Genomic DNA, 24,314 nt, shown 5'->3' on the forward strand with positions numbered 1-24,314 from the left:
CTTAAATTAATTTTTTAGAAAGCTTTTGAAAACGTAAAAAGAGGAGAATACTGGCTACTAATAAGCCTAAAGTAAGACCTATCCAAATGCCACTTACGCCAAAATTTAGTGTTATACCTAAATAGTATCCAACCGGCAAGCCAAATACCCAATAAGCCATAAAAGTAATAAGAGTAGGCAAGTTTACATCGCCCATACCTCTTAAAATACCTAAGCCAACTACCTGTGCGCCATCAAATAATTGGAAAATAGCAGCTATCAATAATAAACCAGCGGCAATTTCTATTACCGCAGTATCTTTAGAATAAAAAGCTGGTAAAATATTATTAAGTCCCATAAAAAGGGCTGCTGTAATACTCATAAACACCAATACAATGTGGTAACTGCTAATGGCAGATAAGCGTAGGTATTGGAAATCACTTTTACCAAAATTATTTCCGGTTTTAATAGTGGCTGCTGCCGATATTCCGCTGGCCATCATGTAAGTTGTTGCGGCTAAATTGATAGCAACTTGGTGCGCAGCTTGCTCCACGGCGCCAATGGTACCAATTAAAATGGCGGCCCCACCAAATGCGCTCACCTCAAAAGTGTATTGCATAGCTGTTGGAGCTCCTTGTTTAAATATTCTTTTTAGTCTTATTTTATCGATAAAATTCCAAACGAAGTTTTTAAGATATTTTCTAAAATGAACCGACTTAAATACATAAATCACCATTACAATAGCCATAATACTTCTATCGATAAGTGTACTGTAGCCCACACCTTTAACGCCCATGGGGCTAATGCCAAATAAGCCTTTAACAAAGATTATCCCTAAAATAATATTGATGACATTTCCCCAGATAGAAATCATCATAGCTTGTTTGGTAAAACCTAATCCCTCAGCAAACTGCTTAAAAGTTAGAAATACCATTAATGGGATAACAGATAAGCCTAACAAATTGAGGTATGGCTTGGCGTGGTAAACAACCTCTGGAGATTGGTCTAAATGATCAATAAACAATACCGAGCCAAAGTAGATGAAGCAAAACAAAGCAATGCCTGTAAATATATTGATGATTAAGCTGTTGCTTAAGAGTTTACCACATTCTTCAAAATTGTTTTTGCCATTTTCTTGAGCTACCAAAGGGGTTAAGCCATAAGAAATTCCTATACCTAATACCATAATAATCATGAAAATGCTATTCACCAATGAAACGGCAGCTAGGGGTATAGTGCCAGCAAATTGGCCAACAATAATACTATCTGCCGTGTGTACTAATGTATGTCCTAATTGAGAAATTACTACCGGAATAGCCAGCGTTAAATTCTCTTTATAATGTGGTTTATATTTATAATAAATTCTTTTCATGATGTAAACCCCTTTAAGAGGCTGTATAAAATTCTTCTTTTTCTGTGGTATGCACCCTAATAACGCCTGATAGAATAAGATTTACCATAATTCTTGATGCTCTTCTTCTAGAGATATTGAGCATTTGGGCATATTCTTTCAGGGTGATACGCTCGTTTTCTTCTAAATACTCTAAAAGAGCTTTTTCTTTAGAAGAGTAAGTAATCATAACACCTTCTTCATCTTGTTGTTTACGTAAAACGTCTACAACAATTTTACTCGCTAATACGCTTTTATCTTTAACCCTAATATAAACCCACCATTTTTGGTCTTCGCCAAGTGCATAATGTGGCTTGGTATCGCTTGAGGATATTGAAACTACCAGTACCAATTTATCATCAACATAAACCTCTTCAAAAATGGGCTCTAGCATAGGTTTTGCATAAAAAGTACAGGCTTTCTCAATCATGTACTTTTCTTCATCTTCTGCTTTTACACCTTTAATTGTTCCATCATCGGCCACGCCAATTAATAATTTTCCACCCTTGTTATTAGCAAAAGAAACCATGGTTTTGGCAATTTTCTCGCAAGAGGTAATGGTTCTTTTAAAATCCAACGCTACACCTTCGCCTTCAAAAATTAGTTGCTTAATATGGTAGGGCCTCAGCATATTAATTGTTTTGATAAGGAGTTAAAATCTCTAAAAATCTATCTGCTGATTTTAAAGGTTCAAAACCAAATTGTTGATATAAACCATGCGCATCTAAGGTTGCCAAAAGCCAGCGTTTTATTCCTTTAAAATCATCATGATTTATAATAGTTTGTACCAGCCATTTGGATAAACCTTGCTTTCTATAAGCCGGTAACACAAATACATCGGCTACATAAGCAAAGGTACTTTCATCGGTAATTAAACGAGCAAAACCTATTTGTTTTTGCTCATGATAAAGTCCGTAACAGATAGAATGCTGTATCGCTTTTGCTAAACGTTCTTTGCTGATGCCTTTTGCCCAATAAGATTCTTGGCTCAGGAAATTATATATCACCTCAAAATCTAACAAAGATTTATCTGTAGAAATGTTGAAACCTTTTTTTAAGAAAGCATCATCATTCATAAACGTTTTTATAATCCCCATTTAATAAGCTATTGTGTGATGTTCTCCCTGATATAAATTTCTAACGTAAACCTCATTACTTACTACCGCACAAACTTCTCCTTTTTTATTGGTAATAGATATAGGTAATGCTTTTACAAATTTACCAACTGTTTTAAGCTGATGTTCTGCTTCTTCAATATCTTCATCAGAAATAGAAATCTTAAAATACAAATCGGTATTTCCGGGTTTTAAATATTGTATATGCGCACTTTTAAGCCATACCCTGGTTTTATAGCCTTTTTTTCTGAAAATATGATCGAAAAGTAAAGCGTAAAAAGGGTCTGATGCGCTAAAAATAGTTCCTCCAAAAATGGTTTTATTGTAGTTGGTGTTAAAAATGCTTTTGAAGATTTTTACCTCTACCGATTTAAAATCGCTACTAAACTTTTGTACCCAAATCCTTTGAAAGAATAAGGGTGGGTAAAATCTGAGTGCCCACTTTAAAGTTTTTGGAGATACTTTCATGAAGCATAAATATCTACAATATAAATAGTACCCTAAAATTTAGCCCGCTTTATGAGCTAAATTTTACAAAGCCTTATTGGATGTCTTGCATGCTAAAGTATTTACGCTGAGTTTTAACTTCTGCAATTAAAGCGTCAAACTCTTGTTGATAATCAAACTGCAAATCTTCATCTAGCTTAGGAATAAGCTTATAAATTCTTTTCAATTGTCTGTATAATAAACCAATAAGCGGTTTATGGCTAGTATGGCATATCCCAGTATTTAAAAATAGTCGACAAAAATGTATGCTAATGTCAAGCTCGAAAACTTTAACACCTATAAATTTAATATGCTTATTCATGATTCTGATGGTTTTTCTTAAAACCTTAGTACAGGTATAATCAGAATAGGGGAGTTTCTTGAAATCTTCGTCTAACAACTTTTTTACATCCTCAACATAATCATCTGCTCGCTCTCCAAAAAAGAGTAGAAAGTTTAATAATTCTTTATTCTCTGTCTTGTATTTTGCTAATCTCAAACAATATTCTGCTAAAACCTCTTTAGGTAATTCTTGTAGCTCTTTTCGTATCAGATTTAATTTTGGGGCTTCCATCAGGATATGCTTTTGTGCTGTAAGCCAAAATAGTTACTTTTGTTGAATTCCCAACAAGCAATGCATGAAATTTAAAGCAAGTACTTTATTTACGCTCATCAGTATTTTTGTAGCGGCACTTCTCACCTTACTAAATCATTATCAAATAGCAGCTATAGACAGCCAGGTTCTTATTGGCTTTAGATGGTTAGCTATTGTAGGTTTGTTTTTATATGGTTTGAGGAAAAAATCTTTAACATCATGGATATTAATATCTATGGTAGTTGGGGCCGAGATTGGAAATGATTTTCCTCATATCGGGATGGAATTACAGGTTTTAAGTAAGGTGTTCTTGAAAATGATTAAAACCATTGTAGCACCTTTATTATTTGCCACACTAGTTTTCGGTATTGCTGGTCACTCAGATTTAAAACAGGTGGGTAGGATGGGCTGGAAATCTTTGGTTTATTTTGAGGTTGTTACCACCATTGCGCTATTTTTAGGTTTAGCAGCTATCAATATTTCCAAAGCAGGTGTGGGCATTGGGAATCCTCCAGGTGTTGCAGAAGAGCTCCCTAAAGTAGAAGCTCAAACCACCTCAGATATTATCTTGCATATTTTCCCAGAAAACGTTGCGAAATCTGTAGCAGAAGGTCAGGTATTGCAAATTGTAGTATTTAGTATTCTGTTTGGTATTGCCTTAGCTATGGTAAGGGAAGATAAACGTCAACCGATGTTAAAGTTTACAGAAAGCTTATCGGAAGTGATGTTTAAATTCACCAATTTAGTAATGTATTTCGCTCCAATAGGGGTTGGTGCAGCCATAGCTTATACCGTTGGTCACATGGGCTTAGGTATTTTGGTGAATTTATTCCAATTACTAGCTACTTTGTACGTTGCTTTAATTGTGTTTCTATTGGGCGTTTTATTCCCAATAGCGCTTATAGTAGGTGTTCCTATTAAAAAGTTTTTAAAAGCTATTGCCGAGCCTGTTTCTATTGCATTTGCTACCACAAGTTCGGAAGCAGCCTTACCAAGAGCCATGGAAGCTATGGAGCGTATTGGTGTTCCACGTAAAATTGTTGCTTTTGTAATGCCTACGGGTTATAGTTTTAATCTGGATGGAACTACGCTTTATTTATCTTTAGCAGCTATATTTGTGGCGCAAGCCGCCGGGATGGAGTTTAGTTTTGGACAGCAGCTGGTCATCGTTTTTACTTTAATGCTAACCAGTAAAGGTGTTGCGGGTGTACCGAGAGCTTCTTTGGTGATATTATTAGGTACAGCAGCTTCTTTTGGGATGCCTGTTTGGCCAATATTTATCATTTTAGGTATAGATGAACTGATGGATATGGCCCGTACATCGGTTAACGTGATAGGAAACTGCTTAGCTACCGTAGTGATAGCGAAATGGGAAGGCGAGTTTGATGAAAATGCAAATAACGAAGATATAACCACGATATGAGTAACAAATCAAAAAAAATATTCTTAGCATTAAGTATTGTAGTACCCTTTCTTTTATACTGTGTTTTTTACTACAGTAAAATGATTAGTAATGCGCCTTATAAATATTCAGAGTTTACTTCTATCACTTTAAAAGCAGGTTTAGGAGGAAATTACGAAAAGACTTTTAACTCTAAAACTCAAGATTTTCAATATGTTGATGTAAACGATTCATTAATAAAAACGAAGGTTCGTTTAAATAAAGATGATTTACTTTTCTTACACAGAAAAGCTGCTGAACTAGGTTTTTGGGATTGGCCAGAGCAAATGATAGGCGATAAAACTGGTAAAGCGCCTCGTTATTATTTGGAGTATGAATACCAGCGTAAGAAAAAGTTTATGGAGATTGATGCTGAGTATAATGAGAATACAAAATTAAGAGATGCTGCTTTACAATTGGTTAAAACTGTAGATCAAGCTATTTTGGATGCTCAAGACCGAGAAAGTAAGGCAAAATAACAGGAAAAATTAATTGTTTTATAGCTTGTATTAAATAATTATATCCGTATATTTGCACCTCATTTTTAAAACAAAATAAATTATTTAACCATGTACGCAATAGTAAATATAGCAGGACAGCAATTTAAAGTTGCTAAAGACCAGCATCTTTTTGTACACAGATTACAAGGTGATGAAGGCGCTAGTATTGAATTTGACAATGTGTTATTAGTTGAAAACGAAGGTAAATTTACCGTAGGTACACCTGCAGTAAAAGGAGCAAAAGTTTCTGCTAAAATCGTGTCTCATTTAAAAGGTGATAAAGTAATCGTTTTCCACAAGAAAAGAAGAAAAGGATATAAAAAGAAAAACGGACACCGTCAGTTCTTCACTAAAATCCAGATTGATAGCATTACTATATAATTAATTAGGTAACAAAACGTTAAACATCGTTTAGCAAAAAAGATATAAAACCATGGCACATAAGAAAGGAGCCGGTAGCTCTAACAACGGTAGAGAATCACAAAGTAAACGTTTAGGTATTAAAATTTTTGGCGGACAAGCTGCTATCGCAGGAAATATCATCGTTCGTCAGCGTGGTACCAAACACCATCCTGAGAAAAACGTAGGAATGGGTAAAGACCATACTTTGTTTGCCTTAATTGATGGTAAAGTAGTTTTCAGAAAGAAAGCAGACAACAAATCTTATGTTTCTGTAGTTCCTTTTGAGGTTGCTGCACCAGTTGTAGAAGATAAACCAGCAAAAAAGGCTGTTGCACCTAAAGCAGAAGTAGCTGTTGAAGCTGCCGCAGAAGAGCCTAAAGCAGAGAAAAAAGTTGCTGCTAAAAAAGCACCAGCAAAAAAAGCTGATAAAGCAGAAGACGCAGAATAATCATATTCTAAAAATATAGCAAAGCCTGTTAGATGTTCTAGCAGGCTTTTTTTGTTTGCATGGTTAATAGCCAGTACTATTTATAAATTTCTATGCTGGTTTTATCAATTTCTTATGAAGAATTGCTTGTTAGGTGCAAGTTTAAAAGAATTACCAATAAGATATTTCTACAATTAAATTCAAAATGTCTACAAAATTGAAATACTAAATTTGATAAATGAAAATACTGATTATAGAAGACGAAAATGAACTAGCCGAAAGCATCTCTGAATATCTTTCGGAAGAAAACTATTTGTGTGAGTTTGCCCGAACATATAGTCAAGCTTTAGAAAAAATCGAATCATTTAATTACGACTGCATCTTACTAGACATCATGTTGCCAGACGGCAACGGAATAAACATTTTACAAGAACTTAAAAAACGAGATAAACAAGAAGGTGTAATTATAATTTCAGCAAAAAACGCATTAGACGATAAAATAAATGGCTTGCAAATCGGTGCTGATGATTACTTAACCAAACCTTTTCATCTTTCAGAATTAGCAGCAAGAATATATTCCATTATCCGCAGAAAACAGTTTAGAAATACTAATATAATTCAGCAGAATGAGCTGCAAATTGACTTACTTGGCAAAACTGTTAAATTCAAAAATCACCCTATTGAGCTTACAAAAAAAGAGTTTAACTTACTCTTATATTTTATTGGTAACAATAACAGGATAATTTCAAAAAGTACCTTAGCAGAACATCTTTCAGGCGATTTTGCCGATATGTTAGACAATCACGATTTTGTATATGCTCATATCAAAAATCTGAAAAAGAAATTGAATGAAGTAGGTTGTAAGAATTATTTGAAAACTGTTTACGGAACAGGTTATAAATGGGAGGATGAATAAATTATTAAACAAATCACTCAAATCATTTACCATTTACGCTCTACTTGTTTTAGCGTCAAGTGTACCAGCATATTATTATTTAGTGGACAGCATTTGGCTAAGAGAATTAGATGAGCATAATGAAATTATTGCTAATAGAACTGAAAAAGAATTAAATAATTTAAAATTAAATGAAACTGAATTAAACCGAAGTGTAACACTTTGGAACAAAATTAAGCCCGGAACTAACTTAGAAAAAATCATTTTAAACAACAATAATAAAACAGATAGCATTTATACTATTTTAAGAAAGAATATATATGTTGAACACAATGAAATAGATAGATTCAGGGGACTTTCAAGAGTGATTAAAATAAAAGGAGAAAACTATTTGTTAACCGTTGAAACCAATGTTGAAGAAACCGAAGAAACGGCAATTGCGATAGCTATACTTACTTTTTTATTTTTCTTGATTTTAGTTGTGGGTTTTCTAATTCTTAATAAACGATTATCCATAAAATTATGGCAACCGTTTAGAAACACCTTATCAGAGTTGAAAACATTTAATCTTAATGCACAAAGCAAAATTTCGTTTGAAAAATCAAACATCCTTGAATTTGAAGAATTAAATGTGGCTTTGAATAAATTAATAGAACACACTGTTTCGGTTTACAAATCCCAAAAAGAGTTTACCGAAAATGCTTCACACGAATTGCAAACTCCTTTGGCAATCATCAAAAATAAATTGGACATACTTTTGCAAAAGGAAGCATTAACAGACAGGCAGTACCAAATTATTGAAGACATAAATAAAGCATTGACAAGAGTTTCACGCATCAATAAAAACCTATTGTTGCTTGCCAAAATAGAAAACCATCAGTTTGATGAAAGTGAAACAATAAACTTGAGCGAATTGACCGAAGAATGCTTGAAGCAATTGCAGGAACATTTTTCAAATAAAGAATTAAGCGTAAATACTTCAATAGAAAAAGATTGTGTCGTTACAGGAAATAGAGTTTTGATTGAAGTTCTCATCAATAATTTATTACTCAATTCGATTAGACATAACTCACAAAAAGGAATTGTCGAAGTTAAATTGAACCAATCAGGCTTGTTTATCAGCAATTCAGGAATAAAAACATTAGAGAAGGAACATCTATTTAAGCGGTTTAAAAAATCTTCAGAAGAAAGTTCAGGAAGTGGGCTTGGCTTGGCTATTGTTGAGCAAATCTGCAAAAGACATCAATGGACAATAGGCTATGAATTTCAACAAGAAAAACACACATTTAAAATCAGTTTTTAGGGCAATTCAAAATTTCTTCTAAATCGCTTCGGAGTTTTGCAGGGTAACTTAAAAATTTATCCAATTTATGAAGCGTATTATAGCAACTCTGTTTATTCTGTTTTCAATCACAATCGTAAAGGCTCAAGAAATAGACAGTCTTTCATTCATTAAATCGAAACGAATGTCGGATGATGACCTTGCTAAAAAGCGAGAAGGAATATTTTTTACTGGAATACCTGATTTTTCATCTGACCCAGTTACAGGTTTCGGCTTTGGTGTAAGAACAAACACTTATTGGAATGGAAATCGTGATAATCCTTTATTTCCTTACACACCATATCTGGCAAAGCTAAAAGCGAATGCAGCTTATTACACTTCAAATGCAAGAGAATTAGCTCTTTCGCTTGATGTTCCCTATTATAAAGGAACTCGTTGGAGATTTAAAATAGATTTTAAAGCGCAACAAAACCCAGTCAATTTATATTTTGGATTAACAGAATCAACACTTGGAAAACTTCGCCTACCATCTGACGAAAACACAATTTTTTCAACCTACAAAGAATTTGACCGAGCAAGAAAAACATTAAGACCAGGCAGTATTGGCGAAGCTGATTTTGTAACAGATGCTTTATCAAACCGATTTAGGGAAACCGAATTTATGCTCAATCTAAAAGCCGATTATGCACTTGGAAATGGCAAATGGCGTATAATGGGTGGTTATGAAATTCAGCATTTGAGCTATAAAACTTTTGAAGGAATGGAAGCGGAAGCAATTGACCCGATTACAGGACAAAACACAACTGTACCAAACGGCATTTCACTTTTAAGACGAGATTTTGAAGACGGTTTAATATCAGGTGTTGGTGGTGGTTGGGTTTCAATAATTCAAACAGCATTGATTTTTGACACAAGAGATTTTGAACCCGACCCAACGAAAGGATATTATTTTGAAGTTGCGAATGAATATTCGAGTAAATACATTGGTTCACAATTCGATTTTGACAAATTATTCATTCAAGGAAGAGTATACCAAAAATTACCAGTTGGTAAACGTACGGTTTTGGCAGGACGATTTGGAGCAGGCAACATTTTTGGAAACAACGCACCATTTTTTGAATTTCAAGACCAATGGAGTCCAGAAGGAAGTATAAACGCTTTAGGTGGCAGACAGTCACTGCGTGGCTATCGAGCCAACCGATTTTTGGCTCGTTCAATGTGGTTTACTAATGTAGAATTGAGAGTACGACTAGCAGAAACAAAATTAGGAAAGCAAAGATTTGCATTTGGTGTAGCACCGTTCTTTGACGCTGGAACAGTGAGAGACCGTTGGCAAGACTTAAATTTTAAAAATATTAAAACTTCTTTTGGTGGTGGACTCAGAATTGTTTGGAATCAATCCACTATTTTATCGTTTGACTACGGAAGCTAAAAAGAAGATAGATTATTTTACATTAGTATTGGACAAGCATTTTAGACCTCACAATACTTAATTTAAGTAAAAGAGTACCTTAATCGGGCTAAAAACAAGAATATTGACTATTCCAAAATGGATATTCTATTGATTAAATTAAGCTTAGTAAGTCTGTTAAATTGCATTATTATTGTTATTCAGAATGATCAATTCAAGTAACTAAACAGCACTAATAATCTAAATAATCCTGATAAACGCTTTGCATCATCGCTTTGGCTTTTAATAAGAGTTCTTCCTGTTTTTTTGGAATTATCATTTTAGGTTTTTGATAAATAATAGTCTTACTAATTGGATCATAAGAAATAGCTTGATTATCTTCTACAATACCAAATCCATTATCCCAGTTATAAAAAGAAAAACCTTTAGTATCTGTATTAAGCAAGTTATTGCTGTATTTATAAGCTTGTATTTGCAAGTTTAATTGACCAAGCAAGGTTGCCGCAATATCTGTTTGATTACCAATTTTATCAACCACTTTGCCTTTGTATGCAGTTTGTAATGCGCCGCCAAAAATCAATAAAGGGATATGATATCTTTCTGTCATGTAGCTTTCGTAAATGTTTTTTGGTAAACGATGACCGTGATCTGCAACAACAACAAACAGCGTATTATTGTACCAAGCTTCTTTTTTAGCTTTTTCAACAAAATTTAATAAGCATTCTGCTGTATAATGGCTAGTGCTTCTAAATTTATTTTCTGTAGTTTGCTTACCAAAAGCACCTTCTTTAGGAAGTTCAAAGGGTTCATGATTGCTTAAAGTTAAAAGAGTAGAAAAGAATGGCTGATTTTCATGATTTAAAAACTGAAGTTGTTTTTTAAATGTAACTTCATCATAAGCACCCCATTTAGACGTTAGATCCTCACTATTAAAATCAGAAGCATCTTTTAATGTATGAATTTGGCTACTTATTAAGTAGGATTTAAAATTTGAAAATTCTGTATCACCACCATAAAAAAATGATGTTTTATATCCTGCTTGTCTAAAAGATTTAATTAATGATGGAAGCTTTTCTTGTTTATCATTTTCTTTAATAATACTTCTAATAGCTTGCGAAGGAAAACCACTTAAAATGGCTACTAAGCCTTTGTCTGTTCTATCACCAGAAGCATAAATATTACTAAATAACAAACCTTCTTTAGCTAAAGTGCTAAAACCAGGGGTAATTTGTTCATCTCCGCCTAATTCTTGTACAACATCAGCAGTGAAGCTTTCCAGAATAATTAAAACAACATTTGGTTTTTTTACACTTAATATAGGCAATGTATTTGTAGAGTCGGTTTTTGGATAAAGTTCTTTTAAAATAGCTTCCCGTTGCGTTTGCTCTAAGTATTGATAAGGATTTTTTTTGTCTGCTTTTTTAATGTAATTAGAAAGTAAAAGCCAATCGGTATTAATAGCTGCGTGGTTTAAGATAGGTTTATCACTAAAATAAACTTTACTTGGGTTCATTGGAGCAATTCCCCAGCCGCCTCTGATAGCTAAAAAGGTTAAACCTAAAATCAATAAAGCTATAGGAAATTTTACTAGAAAATAAGATTTATTTAAGTCTGGTTCTTGCTTAAAGATGATTTTATTGCTGAGATAAAATCCAAACATACTTAAAACAAAAACGATAAATAAGCTACTAAAAAGCGGAGAAGACGCAGCTGAAGCCATTGCTTCAGATGGAGATTCGAACAAGAAATCTACCGCTCTAGCGTTAATTTTTGTGCCCCACTCGGTATAAATGTTAAAATCTACAGCTGTGATTACAGCTGTTAAAAAAGTGAAAACGAATGTATAGTTAAGGATAACTTTGCCTTGCAAAGGTATTTTAGGAATTAACCAACTGATGATAAATAGGATAAACGGTATAACTGATAAATAACCCGCCATGGATGCATCCATTTGCATACCATAAAGGAAGGCTAAGAAAATTTCATCATTAGAAACATCATCTAATCGTTCTATATTCCAACCGAAGAATACCACACGGTTAACCAGAAAAAAAACTATCCAGAAAAGGAAATACCTGATAAAAAAAGAAAGGCTTTTAAGCATGCTGCAAGTTAAATAACTTACATTTAGCCTAAAAGCCTTTTGTGAAATTTTAAGAAAATTATCTTCCAGACATGCTCATCAACTCTTCCATAGTCATTTGAGTATAACCTTCTGGAATTGTAAGATTTAAGCCTGTTACGCTTTCTGCTTTTAATTCTTTAAAGCTTAATTTCACTTTCATACCATTCATGTTGGTAACAAAAACCAAAGGAGTACCTTCTATTTTGTCTTTAAAAGCTTGGGTAAAGCTATTGCTAGGTATTTCTAAATCTTTGGTTGTCCAAATTTCTATTTCATTACCGCTTTCCTTGTCTTTAGCGTTGTACTTAATGGCATTATATCCTGATATTGCTTTACTTTCTGTAGTTTTAGTAAACTCGTAATCTGGCATCATTTCTTTTTGTTTTTCGTAATCTGCCTCTGTAAATTTTACCGCAATTTTTTGTTTAGCCATTGGAATATCCATTAACATTAAGCCCGTATTGGTTTTACTGTCTGAGGTCATTTGGTTGGTCATCATACCTAAATCCATTACAAATTTGCTTAAATTTTCTTTGTAATAGATTTTATATTCTTTTGGAAGCATAGCAGCAGCCATTTGTTGGTCTGGTGGCAAATCATATTCTGCCGCATAGCTGATATAGCCTTCAGTAACTTTTTTTTGCGCTTGTGTAGCTAAGGATCCTAGGCAGATGAATGCGATAAGACCGAATGTTATCTTTTTTATCATAAATTTATTTTTATACTATGAAAGTAATGATTTTATTTCATCACCCATACACTTAGCTTTAAAATAAGTGTATTTAGACTAAAAAAATTATAGGTTTATTTCTAATGCTGGTTGTCTTTTTAAAACATGGGTATAAATTCCATTTTTTCGAGCTTGTTCTAACATATTTTCTATTTTATAATCTTTGTTTTTACCATCTATAATAAAGCTTTTTGTTTCATAAAGTTTTGCTAAGTGTGGCAAATCAAAAATTTTATCTCCACTTAAAAGCAGCCAATCATGCTTGGTTTGGTCATCATCCAGATGTCGTATTATTTTTAAGCTTTTACGCTTAATTTTTATTACGTTATTATATTCTTTATGGGTTTGGGTATTGATGATAGATAGTTTAGTAATTCTGCAACTATCTAAGTAAGGTTTAACAGAAAATTTATAAGTGTATTCATCAGGATTTAAATCGGTAAATAAAGTAGCTGTTCTTCCTTTTAATAGGGCAACAGCCGTATTTTTACGTAGGGTAAAGAATAGTATTTTTTCTTGCTGTATGTGCTGTAAAGTATGATAACTATGTATAGCTATTAGAAGTACTGTTAACGAGCTTATGATTTTTAGCTTTAAAATAGGATGTAAAAACTTTATCAAAAGGAGTAGTAAAATGATATACATCAGGATGATTTCAGATTGATAAAGCCAAACCTGAGTGATATTGGCATAAGGAATTTGTTCTATCAGAATCAAAAACTTATTGGTGAGATAAATGGCTTGATTAAGAAATGCACCTAGGATGTTCGCTAGCACATCTGAAATTGGCGCTATAAGCAAAAATCCTATGCCTCCGTACATGATAATAATAGCGGGTAAAGCCATGTATAAGTTACTTATGATAAAATAAAGAGGAAATTGATGAAAATAATATAAGCTTATAGGTGTAGTGGCTATTTGTGCGGCTATAGATACACTGGCACATTGCCACATCCAATCTAAAATTTTGTTTTGTGGTTGGTACCAATGGTAAATAATAGGTTGTAGGTATACCAAAGCCATCACTGCTAAAAAAGATAACTGGAAACCAACATCCATTAAATTAAACGGATTGATGATTAAAATAACGAATGCTGCTACGCCTATAACATTAAAAATATTGGTTTTAATACTTTGATATTTAGCAATCAATATCAGCGAAAGCATTAAAGCGGCTCTTAAAATAGAAGGAGCAAGACCTGTTATCAAAGCATAAAACCATATTAAACCCAGCATCAGCATAAGCTTAACTATTTTTCCATAACGCAGTTTCTCTAAAGGTTTAAAAAGAAGGTTTAACAGTAAGACCACAATAGCCACATGCATGCCCGAAACAGACAAAATATGTAAAGTACCTGTATTGGAATAAGCTTGAAGAATTTGAGGATCTAAATCTGCCCGGTAGCCCAAAATTAAGGTAGAAGCAACTGCTTTAGAATCTTCATAAGCCAAATATTTTTTAAACTTTTCTACTTGTTTTTCCCTAAATTTTAAAGCAAAACTGATGATAGGATTCCCTTTTTCTGATGCCAGTTTAACCGTTTCTTTTAGGTTTATAAAGCTTTGATGATAGATTTGTTTATACGCTAAAAACCTTTTATAATTAAACTCGGCAGGATTATAAGCAGGTTCTGTATCTTTAATTTTTGATTTTATGAGTAATAAATCTCCATACCTGTAAGGAAATTTTTTGGTGGTATCATAACGCATGGCTAACAATAAGTTGCCTGATGTTTTTAAAAGCTTTTGATTGACCACATTATGTTTTACACTAACTGTAAACCTTGCTATATCTCCTTTAAGCTTGGGTTGCTCGGTAATAATAACTAAATGATGATGGGCCTGATGTTTAGAAAAATGATGCTTTTGATAAATTTCTTTAGACGAGTTGCAAAGGATAATACCTGTAAAAATAAACTGTAGCGCAATTAAACATGCAGGTATATAATTATATTGGTAAAGCTTCAAGTACTTGGTTATAAGTAAGTATACCATTAACACAATTATATTACTTATCCATAAAATACACCAAAAAGCATGAGGTTGTATAGCTAAACCGATAGCCAAAGAAATACCGATAATGAAAAACCATAAATACCTGAAGAATGGAATTTCTCCTTTAAAATATGCAATCATAGGATAGAAAAAATGAACAGATTTTTTGTAGATGAAAAATCAATTCATGAAAAACATGTTAATTAAAATTGATACCTTATTTGAGCTCTAATTTCTGATCTTAAATTCCCATCTATCTGGTCTAAACCAGAGCCAATGGTCTCTAAATCTGTATAATGTGTAAAGCTGTATTTAAGCCAAAAATCAATACCTCGTTTTAAAGTATATCTGCCGTTTAGATAAAATCTAAATCCTTTATTTTGAAAGCCTGGGATAGAGAAACCGTATAATACATCATTTTCATAGGCATATATTCTGGTATCAAAACCTTCGGTATTGAAATAAGCTATCCTGGCATTTCCTGATAATTTAGAGCTTAGTGGATTATAAAGTACATCCTGATAAAGCAATAAACCATAATTATTTTGAGTACTTTCTCTCTTAAACTGCGTTACTTCTGCCCGGTTTCTTAAGCTAAAACTTTTGTTAAGGGCATATTGAATTTCGAAGCGATAGTTTTGCCGTCTTACAGTTTCTAAAGTATTAATAGCTGTATTTGCTCCAGAAATATTTTGTTGTTTTTCTTCTATTCTATATCTCAGAATAAATTTAGTGGTTCTTTTTGGCGTATAAGTAAACTGGCTAAAAAGCTCGTGTCCTACAGAAGGTGCATCAACTCTAAATCTTAACCATGGGAATTTAAATAAATCTGTATATACGTTAAATTCATATTTTTTTCCAGATTTAAATTGTAAACCTCCAAAAAATCCTCGTTCATTAAATGCCAAACTACCTTCGCTAATCCCTTGGTTAAAATAAGAGTAATAGTCTTTCTGGTAATTTCTATGGAAAACCAAAGCAGAAATTTGTGGTGTTAAACTAGCAATGGCTCCATTTATAAAAGCTATGCCCGAGTTTACACTATGGGCAAGTTCTCCAAATAAATAAATATTATTTACCGTATAACTATAGTTTGCGCCTAAATTGGTAAGTTTTCTTCCTGTAAATTCAAATTGATTGTAAACAGCATTTCCGGGTGCGAAATTCTCACTGTAGTTAGATTGATAAGCCGTTAAACCAACCGATAATTTGCGATGGTTGTATTGTAAATTGCCTCCTAATACCAATTGTCCTATTCGGTTTTTATTGGCTAACTCGTTTGGAGTGCGGTGTAAACCACTTATTTGTAAGGATGTTATTTCTGATAAATTGGTAGCTGCGTTTAAGCTACTTCCTGCATCTAACCTTCTGAAGGATATGAAAGGTGTGAAATCAAATTTTCCGAAATTTATTTGGGTAGCAAAGCCTCTAAAAAAAGAAAACTCATTAATAGAAGTATAAGGTCTTAAACCTAAATCTTGTTTAGCGATAGAAAATAAATCGGCACCCTTACCAAAGCTTAAACCGCTCCATAAAGTTAAGCCTTGTCCAAATTGTAAAGAGAAATCGCCTAAAACTATTTTTTTAAATCTAGATACATCTTTAACATATAAACTAGCAGAGACAAAATCTGGCCCCAGCGTACGATTTTGGGTAGTCCAAAATTGCTCGCCAGCATCTTTATCCATATTTAAAGAAAACTGTAGGTTGTTAAGGTAGTTAAATCTGTAACGCGTAAAAACTCGGTCTGGTGTTCCTAAATAACGTGATCTACCTGATTCTTCCGGGATATTAAAACCTGCTTGTTCTTCTAAAATGCGACCGTATCTTACAATTAAATCGCTTCTACCTTCTTTCCTTAAATTTGCCCAACTGAAGTTTTCAAAGCCTGTAGGCGAATTAATATTGCTAAAGTTTAGTAAAGTTCTAATGGTTTGTAAATCAAATCCATCAATACTTTGCAGTTCTAAAACATCAATCAATTTACCGTTTACTGCAATATGATCTAATAAGTTGCTTATTTGTAAAGGGTTTAAAAATACCAATTCTTGCAACTCGTCTCTGCTGGCTTTATTAAGGTTTAATGGGTTTCTGCGATAGAAATTTAAGCGTTCAACAAGTTCGGTATAATCAAAATCTTCTGATTGATTTTCGGCTATTACTTCTAAAATATATTCAATAATGGGGTCGTTAGACTGCTGTGCCTTAACTCCCATACTTAAGAAAAGAAATCCCGAAAGAAATAAAAATTTAATTTTAGAAAGCATATCCAACGGCAATTTGAGGTGAATAACCTAGTACAGGATGAGAGCTAATAGCGAAATCAAGATTTATCTTTTGATAAAGAATTCCGAAACCTCCAAACTGCTGGAAAGTATTAACAGAAGTGCCGCCTCTTAAAGCTAAGAAAGGAGCAATTTTATATTCTAAACCAGTTTTAAAATCTAATTTTCCGTTCAAAACCTGTTCTACTTCTGATGTTAGCAACAATTTATCTGAAAAAGTATAACTAGCACCAATTTGATATAAAGCAGGCAGTGTGTTACTTTCTGTTTCTGTATATTGACTTTTGTTAGGATTTGCTGCATGAGCTGCTATCCAGAAATTTTTAAAAATTTGATATTGAAAACCAACTTGAAAGCTAAAAGTGTTAGTATTACCGTAATTTTGGATGCTTAATTGATGATAGTTAAGTGTTAAAGCTGTAGAGAAATTTTCTCCGAAAGATTTGGCAAAACTAAGGCCCGATTTTAGCTCTTGATATACAGGAGAGCCATAAGATTGAAAAGATGCGCCTAAAGTGTATTTTTTTAAAGGTATTGCGATAGCGGCAGATTTAGTGCTGAGTTCTTTTACAGAAAATCTGTTCTCATAAGCAAGGGCAAATGTTATATTTTCAAGAGATGTAATACCTGCTGCATTGTTTTTAAGTGTCCAAATATCCTGAATAGCAACGCCGGCATTACCCATAGCTTGTATACGCGGACCGTTTAAGGTTTGGGTAAAAACCGTTTTAGAACAAAGTATAAAAATGAGAATGGTGTAAAATTTTATCATCCATATTAAGTTGATGGATTGAAAATAGTAAAAAGCTGTTAAATAAGTGAAAAAAATCCTGATAAGGATAAAAATTTTTAAATGATTAATAATAATTTAACATTCGAGGTGCTTTTAGTAGGAGATTCTGGTAATATCAGTAGAAATAAACCTGATGAAGCTTTAGAATTACTAAAAAAACATTTACCAGTACATGAAAATTCTGCTGTAATTTTTTTAGGAGATAATATTTACCCCAATGGTTTGCCAGCTTTGGGTACTATTTTAAGAGAAGATGCAGAAACAGTTCTTAAAAAGCACCATGAAGCTTTAAAAGATTTTAAAGGCAGGGTGATTTTTATATCGGGTAACCACGATTGGAACAAGGGAAAAGCTAATGGCTTAGCCTTTGTACTTCGGCAAGAAGAATACTTACATCAATTATTTGATGATAAATTTTCTTACTTACCACCTCAGGGTTGTCCAGGTCCGTCGGAAGTTGTTTTAAATGATGATTTTGTACTTATTGCTATAAATACGCAATGGTGGGTGCAAAAAGGAGTGAGGCCTATAGGTAAACAATATGGCTGCGATGTAGAGAACGAAGCACAATTTTTTAATAAGTTAGAGGAGCTTTTAAGCAAACATCAATCAAAGAAAATTTTAGTAATAGGGCATTATCCTATCTACAGCTATTCTTTACATGGTGGCAGATATAAACTCAAACATCATTTATTTCCGTTTACACTGTATAAAAAGAAAGCCTATTTACCTTTGCCTTTTGTTGGTTCTTTATTACCGCTTTACCGTAAATATGTTGGTGCTAGGGAAGATTTGGCCCATCCAAGGTTTAAAATCTTAAGAAAACGTTTAAAAGAAATATTTAGAAAGTACCCGGGTTTAATTTATGCCGCCGGACATGAACATAATTTGCAATACATAGAGAAATATCACAACCATTATATTGTAAGTGGTGCGGCATCAAAAGCTACTTATGTTTTAGATGGTAAATATTCTAGGTTTGGTATATCTGGAAAAGGTTTTTTTAAACTCAAACTCTATAAAAACCTAAAAATTAAAACAGAGGTTTTAATAACAGATAAAGATAACCCTTTGGGCGAATTAGTTTATCAAGGTTGGATAGTCTAAATGGGCAGGAATAATTACCTGTAAAGCAGCTGGTAAACAAGTTAAATTGATTTCTTTTGTTCTGCCAATAACTTCGCCATCTATTTGCAAAAGTGTTCTTCTTTTACACCTTATGGTAGCTTTTTTACAACTAATGGTTTCAAAGTATGCCGAATAATTCAATCGGTTTCTAAACATCTTTAGAGCTATAGAGAATAAATGAATCTTGGCAAAAGGTTTAACAATACAGATTTCAAAAAATCCATCGTTTAGTTTTCCTTCCGGATTAATAACAGCGCCAGTGCCATATTTGGTAGCATTGGCAAAGGTTAAAGAAACAGCTTTTACTTTTCTGGTTTTTTCTTCTGTCTCTATTAAAAAAGTTTTGGATTTGATGAAGAAAATCTCGTTAAACAAATGTTTAGCATAAGTTAAAAGTCCACGCTTACGATCTAACTGAAACCTTCTCACTATTCTGGCATTAAGGCCAACATCTGCTAAATGAGCCGATATATTTTGATTGATGAGTAATAAATCAATTGTAGCGGTTTTTCCGGTTTGTAGTAATTTAATGCACTCATCCGCAGCAGCAGGCATATTAAATTCTTTAGCCATACCATTGGCAGAGCCATTAGGGATAATTAATAATTTGATTGCACTGTTCTTAATGATACTGGCTACCAAATTTATGGTTCCATCACCTCCGGCAGCAGCCACAGTAGTGGGTTCATATTGATGAATAGCACTTTTAATACCTTGTTCGGGATTATCTCCTAAATAATAGATGTGAAATTTGTAGTTTAATTGCTTACTTAAATCAACAATAGTGTCCTTAAGATTGGTTGGTTTATCATCACCGGCTTTATGGTTTATAATAAACAAGATATTCTGCATCGTGGGCTTTTTTACGATGAATGATAAACAAGAATCATACCCGCTTTATAGCTCTTCATTAAGGTTAAGCATAAAAGCTTTTAATTTTTCTAAAGAATCTATAATTTTTTGATTCTCAGCAACTTCATTTCTATTGCCTTTCATATAGTCTTTGGCTCCCTGTAAGGTAAAACCTTTATCTTTAATCAGGTAGAAAATTATTTTTAAGTTCTCAATATCTTCTGGTCTAAATAAGCGATTACCCTTAGCGTTTTTCTTAGGTTGCAGTATCTCAAATTCTTTTTCGTAGAATCTTATCATCGATGTGTTTACCTGAAACATATCTGCAACTTCACCTATTGGGTAATACAGCTTGTTTATTTCTTTCTCTTTGTAAGGCATTTTATTGATATTGATAAAATGAAAATCAAAATTAATCAAAAGATTGGTTTTCTCTTGATGCTACTTCTAACATAGCCATATATTCTGATGGTGTTAAATCATTAAAGAAGAAATTAATAGGATTAATAGGTTTACCACCTTTATAAACTTCATAATGTAAGTGTGGCCCGGTAGAAGCGCCTGTATTTCCAACATAACCAATAACATCGCCACGTTTAACTCTTTGTCCTTTTTTAACTTTAAACCTACTCATGTGTGCATATTTGGTGGAGTAGCCGTAACCATGACTAATAACAACCCTATTACCATAGCCTCTTTCATTACCAACGGCTGCAATATAACCATCGCCAGTGGCATAAATAGGCGTACCAATTGGGGCGGTAAAATCCATACCTTCATGCATTTTTCTAATTTTATAGATGGGATGTATCCGATACCCAAAACCAGATATGGCACCTCTTAGTTTTCTGCTATCTACAGGTTGTACAGCCGGTATAGAAGCCATCATTTTCTCCTTGGAGTTTACGGCTTTGGCCAATTCATCATAAGATTTAGATTGTACATAAAGTTGTTTAGAAAGAATGTCTACTTTTTTAGTAGCCTCAATCATCAGGTTGGCATAATCATAGTTTTCCAGATTTTTATATCGGTTTATCCCACCAAAACCAGCATTTCTAACGTCTTTAGGTATCGGCTCAGCCTCAAAAATTACACGATAAATATTATCGTCTCGCTCTTGCAAATCATCCACAACAGCATTCAATTGCTTTAAACGATCTTGTAAAATTTCGTATTGTAGGGTTAATTGGTTAATCTCTCTTTTCAATTGCTTTTCCTTTGGCGAATCAAAAAAAGTATAAGCAAAGGCGATAATAATGAAAGAGAATACCAAAGCAGTAGAGATAAAACCAAAGGCTTTTAAAACTTTAATCCCAAGGCTAAGCCTTACCTTTTCGTATTTAAGGGTTTGGGTGTTAAAATAGTATTTTGTTTTTGCCATTTCTGATTTATTATAGCCAGCATGAGCATTCGCTATCTTTCAAATTTAATTAAAATATTGAAAACGCATGAATTTATAAAAAGGTATAGGCTATGATATATATCATTTGGGGTAAGATTTAAGACCTAAATTCGCTAACATTTAATATTTGATTATTTTTGCCCTCATGAATTTTTTACCAGCAGCCATAAGCCAAGCTTTTAAAGCTTTATTCGATATTGAAATTGCAACAGAACAGATTATTTTAGAGCAAACTAAAAAGGAATTTGAAGGTCATTTTACTTTGGTTGTTTTCCCTTTTGTAAGACAAACAAAAAAATCTCCAGAGCAAACTGCAGTCGTTATTGGAGAATATTTAAAAAACAATTACCCAGAAGTTGCAGATTTTAATGTGATAAAAGGCTTTTTAAACATTGTTTTGGCAGATGCTTTTTGGTTAAATGTTTTACAAAACGATATTGCTTCTTCAAGCTTTGGAAGTGTTTCTCCAAATGGTAAAAAAGTGATGGTAGAATATTCATCGCCAAATACCAATAAGCCGCTGCATTTAGGACACGTAAGAAATAATCTTTTAGGTTACGCTGTTGCCGAGGTTTTGAAAGCCAATGGTTATGAGGTTACCAAAGCCAATTTGGTTAACGATAGGGGAATCCATATCTGTAAATCTATGTTGGCATGGCAAAAATTTGGTGCTGGTGAAACGCCAGAATCTTCTGGTTTAAAAGGCGACCATCTGGTAGGTAAATATTATGTTATTTTTGATAAAGAATATAAAAAAGAGATAGATGCTTTAAAAGATACTGGTAAAACAGAAGACGAAGCTAAAAAAGAAGCTCCTTTAATGAAAGAAGCCCAAGCGATGTTGCTAAAATGGGAAGAAGGAGATGAAGCTGTAATCTCTTTATGGAAAACCATGAATGGTTGGGTTTATGAAGGTTTTGATAGCACTTACCGCAAACTAGGCGTTGATTTTGACAAATATTATTACGAGTCTGATACCTATTTATTAGGTAAAGATATTGTTGAAGAGGGGCTTGCTAAAGGTATTTTCTTTAAAAAAGAAGATGGCTCTGTATGGATAGATTTAACCAGCGATGGCCTAGATGAGAAATTGGTACGTAGGTCTGATGGTACTTCTGTTTACATCACTCAAGATTTAGGAACAGCACAGTTAAAGTACGATGAATTTGGTGTAGATAAATCTATTTATGTGGTTGGTAACGAGCAAGATTACCATTTTAAAGTGCTATTCTTAATCTTAAGTAAACTAGGAAAAACCTGGGCCGATGGTTTATACCACCTTTCTTATGGCATGGTAGATTTGCCCAGCGGTAAAATGAAATCAAGAGAGGGTACTGTGGTTGATGCTGATGACTTGATACGTGAAATGGAAGATACCGCCAGAGAAAAAACAGAAGCCTTAGGTAAAGTAGACCATTTTAGTGAAGAAGAAAAAGCTAAACTATTCTACATGATAGGTATGGGGGCTCTAAAATACTTCTTACTAAAAGTAGAGCCTAAGAAACGTCTTTTATTTGACCCTAAGGAGTCTATAGATTTTCAAGGAAATACAGGGCCTTTTATCCAGTATACGCATGCCAGAATTCGTTCTGTCGTAAATAAAGCTCATTTTAACGAAGCTACAACAGGTTTCGAAAACATCCATAGTTTAAAAGAAACCGAATCTGAATTGATTCAGATTTTAAGTCGTTACCCACAAATATTATCCGTAGCCGCCAGAGATTATAACCCAGCAGCCATTGCCAATTACGCTTACGAGCTTGCAAAAAGTTACAATAAATTCTACCAAACAGAAAGCATTTTAAAAGTAGAAGAGGAAGATATTAAAAACTTTAGATTGTTCATTTCTTACCATACGGCATTAACCCTTAAAAAAGCAATGGGTTTATTAGGTATTGATGTTCCGGAGAGGATGTAGGTAAAAGAAATAGTGTTTTTTTGGGAAGTTTAGAGATTTAAGTCTTTAGCTAAAACTAAATTATTGGTCAAATTTCTGATTATTAATAGTACACCCGCAAGCTGTATACTATAAATTTAAAACTCATTAAACAATCCAAACAGTTTAAGAGTCCTAATGATCAGTAAATCATTCTTTTAACAGAATTCTAGGTTAAAAATTAAAAGCTTCATGATAGAAATCATCAGCCCTATAATAGGTTGATAATGATAGAGATGATTAAGTAAATAATCACAAAATTTTAATGATAATATCCTATAAAAAATTGATAAAAATAAGCATGAATCATTTTTTATTATTGATGTACTTTGTGTAAGACCATTATAGGTAGCCAATTATCATATTTTTTTATCAATCCAAAAATGAAAGTTACTTCTCTAAAATTATTGCTTTTTATTTTCCTTATCATTATAGGGTTTAATCATGTAAAAGCGCAAGGTAGTAAGCAAGATAAAACTTCGTATCAGGAGATTATTAAAAAAAGGGCAGAGAAAATTGTTTCTCAACTAGGTATTTCAGATTCCATTCAGTACAAAAAAGTAACAGCTATCATAGCCAATCAATATCAAATTATCAATCAGCATCACGAAGAAAGAAACGATGTTATTAGTAAGCTTAAGACTAATTTAAAAGATCAGAAAGCTGAACTCGAAAAACAATCTAAAGCTTATCAAGAAAAGGCAGACCAAAAGCTTTCTAAAATCCATAAAAATTATATCAGAGCTTTAGAGAAAGAGCTTAATGATGGGCAAATAGAACAAGTTAAAGATGGTATGACGTATGGTGTTCTACCTTTGACCCTTAAAGGCTATCATGAAATGTTACCAAACCTAAATGAGGAGCAAAAAGCGCAAATCAAAGCTTTTTTAACAGAAGCTCGTGAGCATGCTATGGATGCACCATCATCAGAGAAAAAGCATGCTTGGTTTGGGAAATACAAAGGTAAAATCAATAATTATCTTTCTGCGCAAGGTATAGATATGAAAAAAGCTGGACAAGAGTGGGAGCAACGCATAAAAGAGGCTAAAGAAAGGAAAAATAGGGAATGATAATATGCTATAGTATTTTGAAAAAATGCTATACAAAAGCAGTATTTTTGACTCCTATATTTGATATATAAATGT

At 33.1% G+C, this 24,314-nt stretch carries 23 protein-coding genes; 10 read left to right on the forward strand and 13 right to left on the reverse strand.

Going from position 1 to position 24,314, the window contains the following annotated elements; translation table 11 throughout:
* Window position 1 precedes the first annotated feature (1 nt).
* The 5 genes from H510_RS0103850 to H510_RS18185 all read right to left on the reverse strand — a co-directional run bounded on the left by H510_RS0103850 (window position 2) and on the right by H510_RS18185 (window position 3,544).
* Window positions 2–1,351 (reverse strand): MATE family efflux transporter, encoded by a 1,350-nt coding sequence (locus tag H510_RS0103850; protein WP_026903104.1) that lies wholly within the window; start codon window positions 1,349–1,351, stop codon window positions 2–4.
* 13 nt (window positions 1,352–1,364) lie between these two features.
* Window positions 1,365–2,000: an RNA-binding domain-containing protein gene (locus H510_RS0103855; RefSeq protein ID WP_036691781.1), complete on the reverse strand. Its 636-nt coding sequence runs from the start codon at window positions 1,998–2,000 to the stop codon at window positions 1,365–1,367.
* Between the two features lies 1 nt (window position 2,001).
* Complete coding sequence (locus tag H510_RS0103860; RefSeq protein WP_155977811.1) at window positions 2,002–2,466, reverse strand: GNAT family N-acetyltransferase; 465 nt, start codon at window positions 2,464–2,466, stop codon at window positions 2,002–2,004.
* Window positions 2,467–2,952: a DUF4442 domain-containing protein gene (locus H510_RS0103865; RefSeq protein ID WP_026903107.1), complete on the reverse strand. Its 486-nt coding sequence runs from the start codon at window positions 2,950–2,952 to the stop codon at window positions 2,467–2,469.
* Window positions 2,953–3,025: 73 nt separating this feature from the next.
* A complete protein-coding gene (locus tag H510_RS18185; RefSeq protein WP_051291035.1) occupies window positions 3,026–3,544 on the reverse strand; it encodes a hypothetical protein in 519 nt (172 codons plus the stop codon).
* A gap of 64 nt (window positions 3,545–3,608) precedes the next feature.
* Between H510_RS18185 and H510_RS0103875 the strand changes: the two genes are divergently transcribed.
* From H510_RS0103875 to omp85, 7 genes are all read left to right on the forward strand, one after another.
* Window positions 3,609–4,988 (forward strand): dicarboxylate/amino acid:cation symporter, encoded by a 1,380-nt coding sequence (locus H510_RS0103875; protein WP_026903108.1) that lies wholly within the window; start codon window positions 3,609–3,611, stop codon window positions 4,986–4,988.
* A complete protein-coding gene (locus H510_RS0103880; protein ID WP_026903109.1) occupies window positions 4,985–5,485 on the forward strand; it encodes a hypothetical protein in 501 nt (166 codons plus the stop codon). The genes H510_RS0103875 and H510_RS0103880 overlap by 4 nt, the downstream gene beginning before the upstream one ends.
* Before the next feature lie 90 nt (window positions 5,486–5,575).
* Window positions 5,576–5,887, forward strand: coding sequence for a 50S ribosomal protein L21 (gene rplU, locus H510_RS0103885; protein WP_026903110.1), 312 nt, complete (start codon window positions 5,576–5,578; stop codon window positions 5,885–5,887).
* Between the two features lie 52 nt (window positions 5,888–5,939).
* Window positions 5,940–6,356: a 50S ribosomal protein L27 gene (gene rpmA / locus H510_RS19820; RefSeq protein ID WP_081659177.1), complete on the forward strand. Its 417-nt coding sequence runs from the start codon at window positions 5,940–5,942 to the stop codon at window positions 6,354–6,356.
* A gap of 217 nt (window positions 6,357–6,573) precedes the next feature.
* Entirely contained in the window at window positions 6,574–7,251 is a 678-nt protein-coding gene (locus H510_RS0103895) for a response regulator transcription factor (RefSeq protein WP_026903111.1), read from the forward strand.
* The gene (locus H510_RS0103900; RefSeq protein ID WP_026903112.1) at window positions 7,244–8,533 is read left to right on the forward strand and encodes a sensor histidine kinase; all 1,290 of its coding nucleotides are present in this window, start codon (window positions 7,244–7,246) and stop codon (window positions 8,531–8,533) included. Before H510_RS0103895 ends, H510_RS0103900 begins: the two co-directional genes overlap by 8 nt.
* Window positions 8,534–8,600: 67 nt before the next feature.
* On the forward strand, window positions 8,601–9,944 hold the full coding sequence (gene omp85 / locus H510_RS18195; protein WP_051291036.1) for an Omp85 family outer membrane protein: 1,344 nt from the start codon (window positions 8,601–8,603) through the stop codon (window positions 9,942–9,944).
* A 211-nt stretch (window positions 9,945–10,155) separates the two neighbouring features.
* Here omp85 and H510_RS0103910 read toward each other — a convergent pair whose 3' ends face one another.
* The 5 genes from H510_RS0103910 to H510_RS0103930 form a co-directional block, all read right to left on the reverse strand.
* The gene (locus tag H510_RS0103910; RefSeq protein ID WP_026903113.1) at window positions 10,156–12,027 is read right to left on the reverse strand and encodes an LTA synthase family protein; all 1,872 of its coding nucleotides are present in this window, start codon (window positions 12,025–12,027) and stop codon (window positions 10,156–10,158) included.
* A 58-nt stretch (window positions 12,028–12,085) separates the two neighbouring features.
* On the reverse strand, window positions 12,086–12,757 hold the full coding sequence (locus H510_RS0103915) for a hypothetical protein (protein WP_026903114.1): 672 nt from the start codon (window positions 12,755–12,757) through the stop codon (window positions 12,086–12,088).
* 87 nt (window positions 12,758–12,844) lie between these two features.
* Window positions 12,845–14,914, reverse strand: coding sequence for a ComEC/Rec2 family competence protein (locus H510_RS0103920; RefSeq protein ID WP_026903115.1), 2,070 nt, complete (start codon window positions 14,912–14,914; stop codon window positions 12,845–12,847).
* A 62-nt stretch (window positions 14,915–14,976) separates the two neighbouring features.
* Window positions 14,977–16,989 (reverse strand): ComEA family DNA-binding protein, encoded by a 2,013-nt coding sequence (locus tag H510_RS0103925; protein WP_245584786.1) that lies wholly within the window; start codon window positions 16,987–16,989, stop codon window positions 14,977–14,979.
* Window positions 16,990–17,029: 40 nt separating this feature from the next.
* The gene (locus H510_RS0103930; protein WP_026903117.1) at window positions 17,030–17,830 is read right to left on the reverse strand and encodes a PorV/PorQ family protein; all 801 of its coding nucleotides are present in this window, start codon (window positions 17,828–17,830) and stop codon (window positions 17,030–17,032) included.
* Between the two features lie 81 nt (window positions 17,831–17,911).
* Between H510_RS0103930 and H510_RS0103935 the strand changes: the two genes are divergently transcribed.
* Window positions 17,912–18,958: a metallophosphoesterase gene (locus H510_RS0103935; protein ID WP_026903118.1), complete on the forward strand. Its 1,047-nt coding sequence runs from the start codon at window positions 17,912–17,914 to the stop codon at window positions 18,956–18,958.
* Here the strand turns inward: H510_RS0103935 and H510_RS0103940 are convergent.
* Genes H510_RS0103940 through H510_RS0103950 form a run of 3 tightly spaced genes read right to left on the reverse strand, consistent with a single transcriptional unit; the run spans window position 18,932 to window position 21,212 of the window.
* Window positions 18,932–19,831 (reverse strand): diacylglycerol/lipid kinase family protein, encoded by a 900-nt coding sequence (locus H510_RS0103940; RefSeq protein ID WP_036691787.1) that lies wholly within the window; start codon window positions 19,829–19,831, stop codon window positions 18,932–18,934. The genes H510_RS0103935 and H510_RS0103940 overlap by 27 nt on opposite strands.
* Before the next feature lie 45 nt (window positions 19,832–19,876).
* On the reverse strand, window positions 19,877–20,212 hold the full coding sequence (locus H510_RS0103945) for a MerR family transcriptional regulator (RefSeq protein ID WP_026903120.1): 336 nt from the start codon (window positions 20,210–20,212) through the stop codon (window positions 19,877–19,879).
* 31 nt (window positions 20,213–20,243) lie between these two features.
* Window positions 20,244–21,212, reverse strand: a complete 969-nt coding sequence (locus tag H510_RS0103950) for a M23 family metallopeptidase (protein WP_026903121.1) — start codon at window positions 21,210–21,212, stop codon at window positions 20,244–20,246.
* Between the two features lie 166 nt (window positions 21,213–21,378).
* Between H510_RS0103950 and argS the strand changes: the two genes are divergently transcribed.
* Both argS and H510_RS0103960 read left to right on the forward strand, forming a co-directional pair.
* Entirely contained in the window at window positions 21,379–23,151 is a 1,773-nt protein-coding gene (gene argS, locus H510_RS0103955) for an arginine--tRNA ligase (RefSeq protein ID WP_026903122.1), read from the forward strand.
* A gap of 401 nt (window positions 23,152–23,552) precedes the next feature.
* Window positions 23,553–24,239 carry a DUF3826 domain-containing protein gene (locus H510_RS0103960; RefSeq protein WP_051291037.1) on the forward strand — a complete coding sequence of 229 codons (687 nt, stop codon included), beginning with the start codon at window positions 23,553–23,555 and terminating at the stop codon, window positions 24,237–24,239.
* Window positions 24,240–24,314: the final 75 nt, after the last annotated feature.

This window comes from Pedobacter glucosidilyticus DSM 23534, from assembly GCF_000425145.1.
Taxonomy (GTDB): domain Bacteria; phylum Bacteroidota; class Bacteroidia; order Sphingobacteriales; family Sphingobacteriaceae; genus Pseudopedobacter; species Pseudopedobacter glucosidilyticus.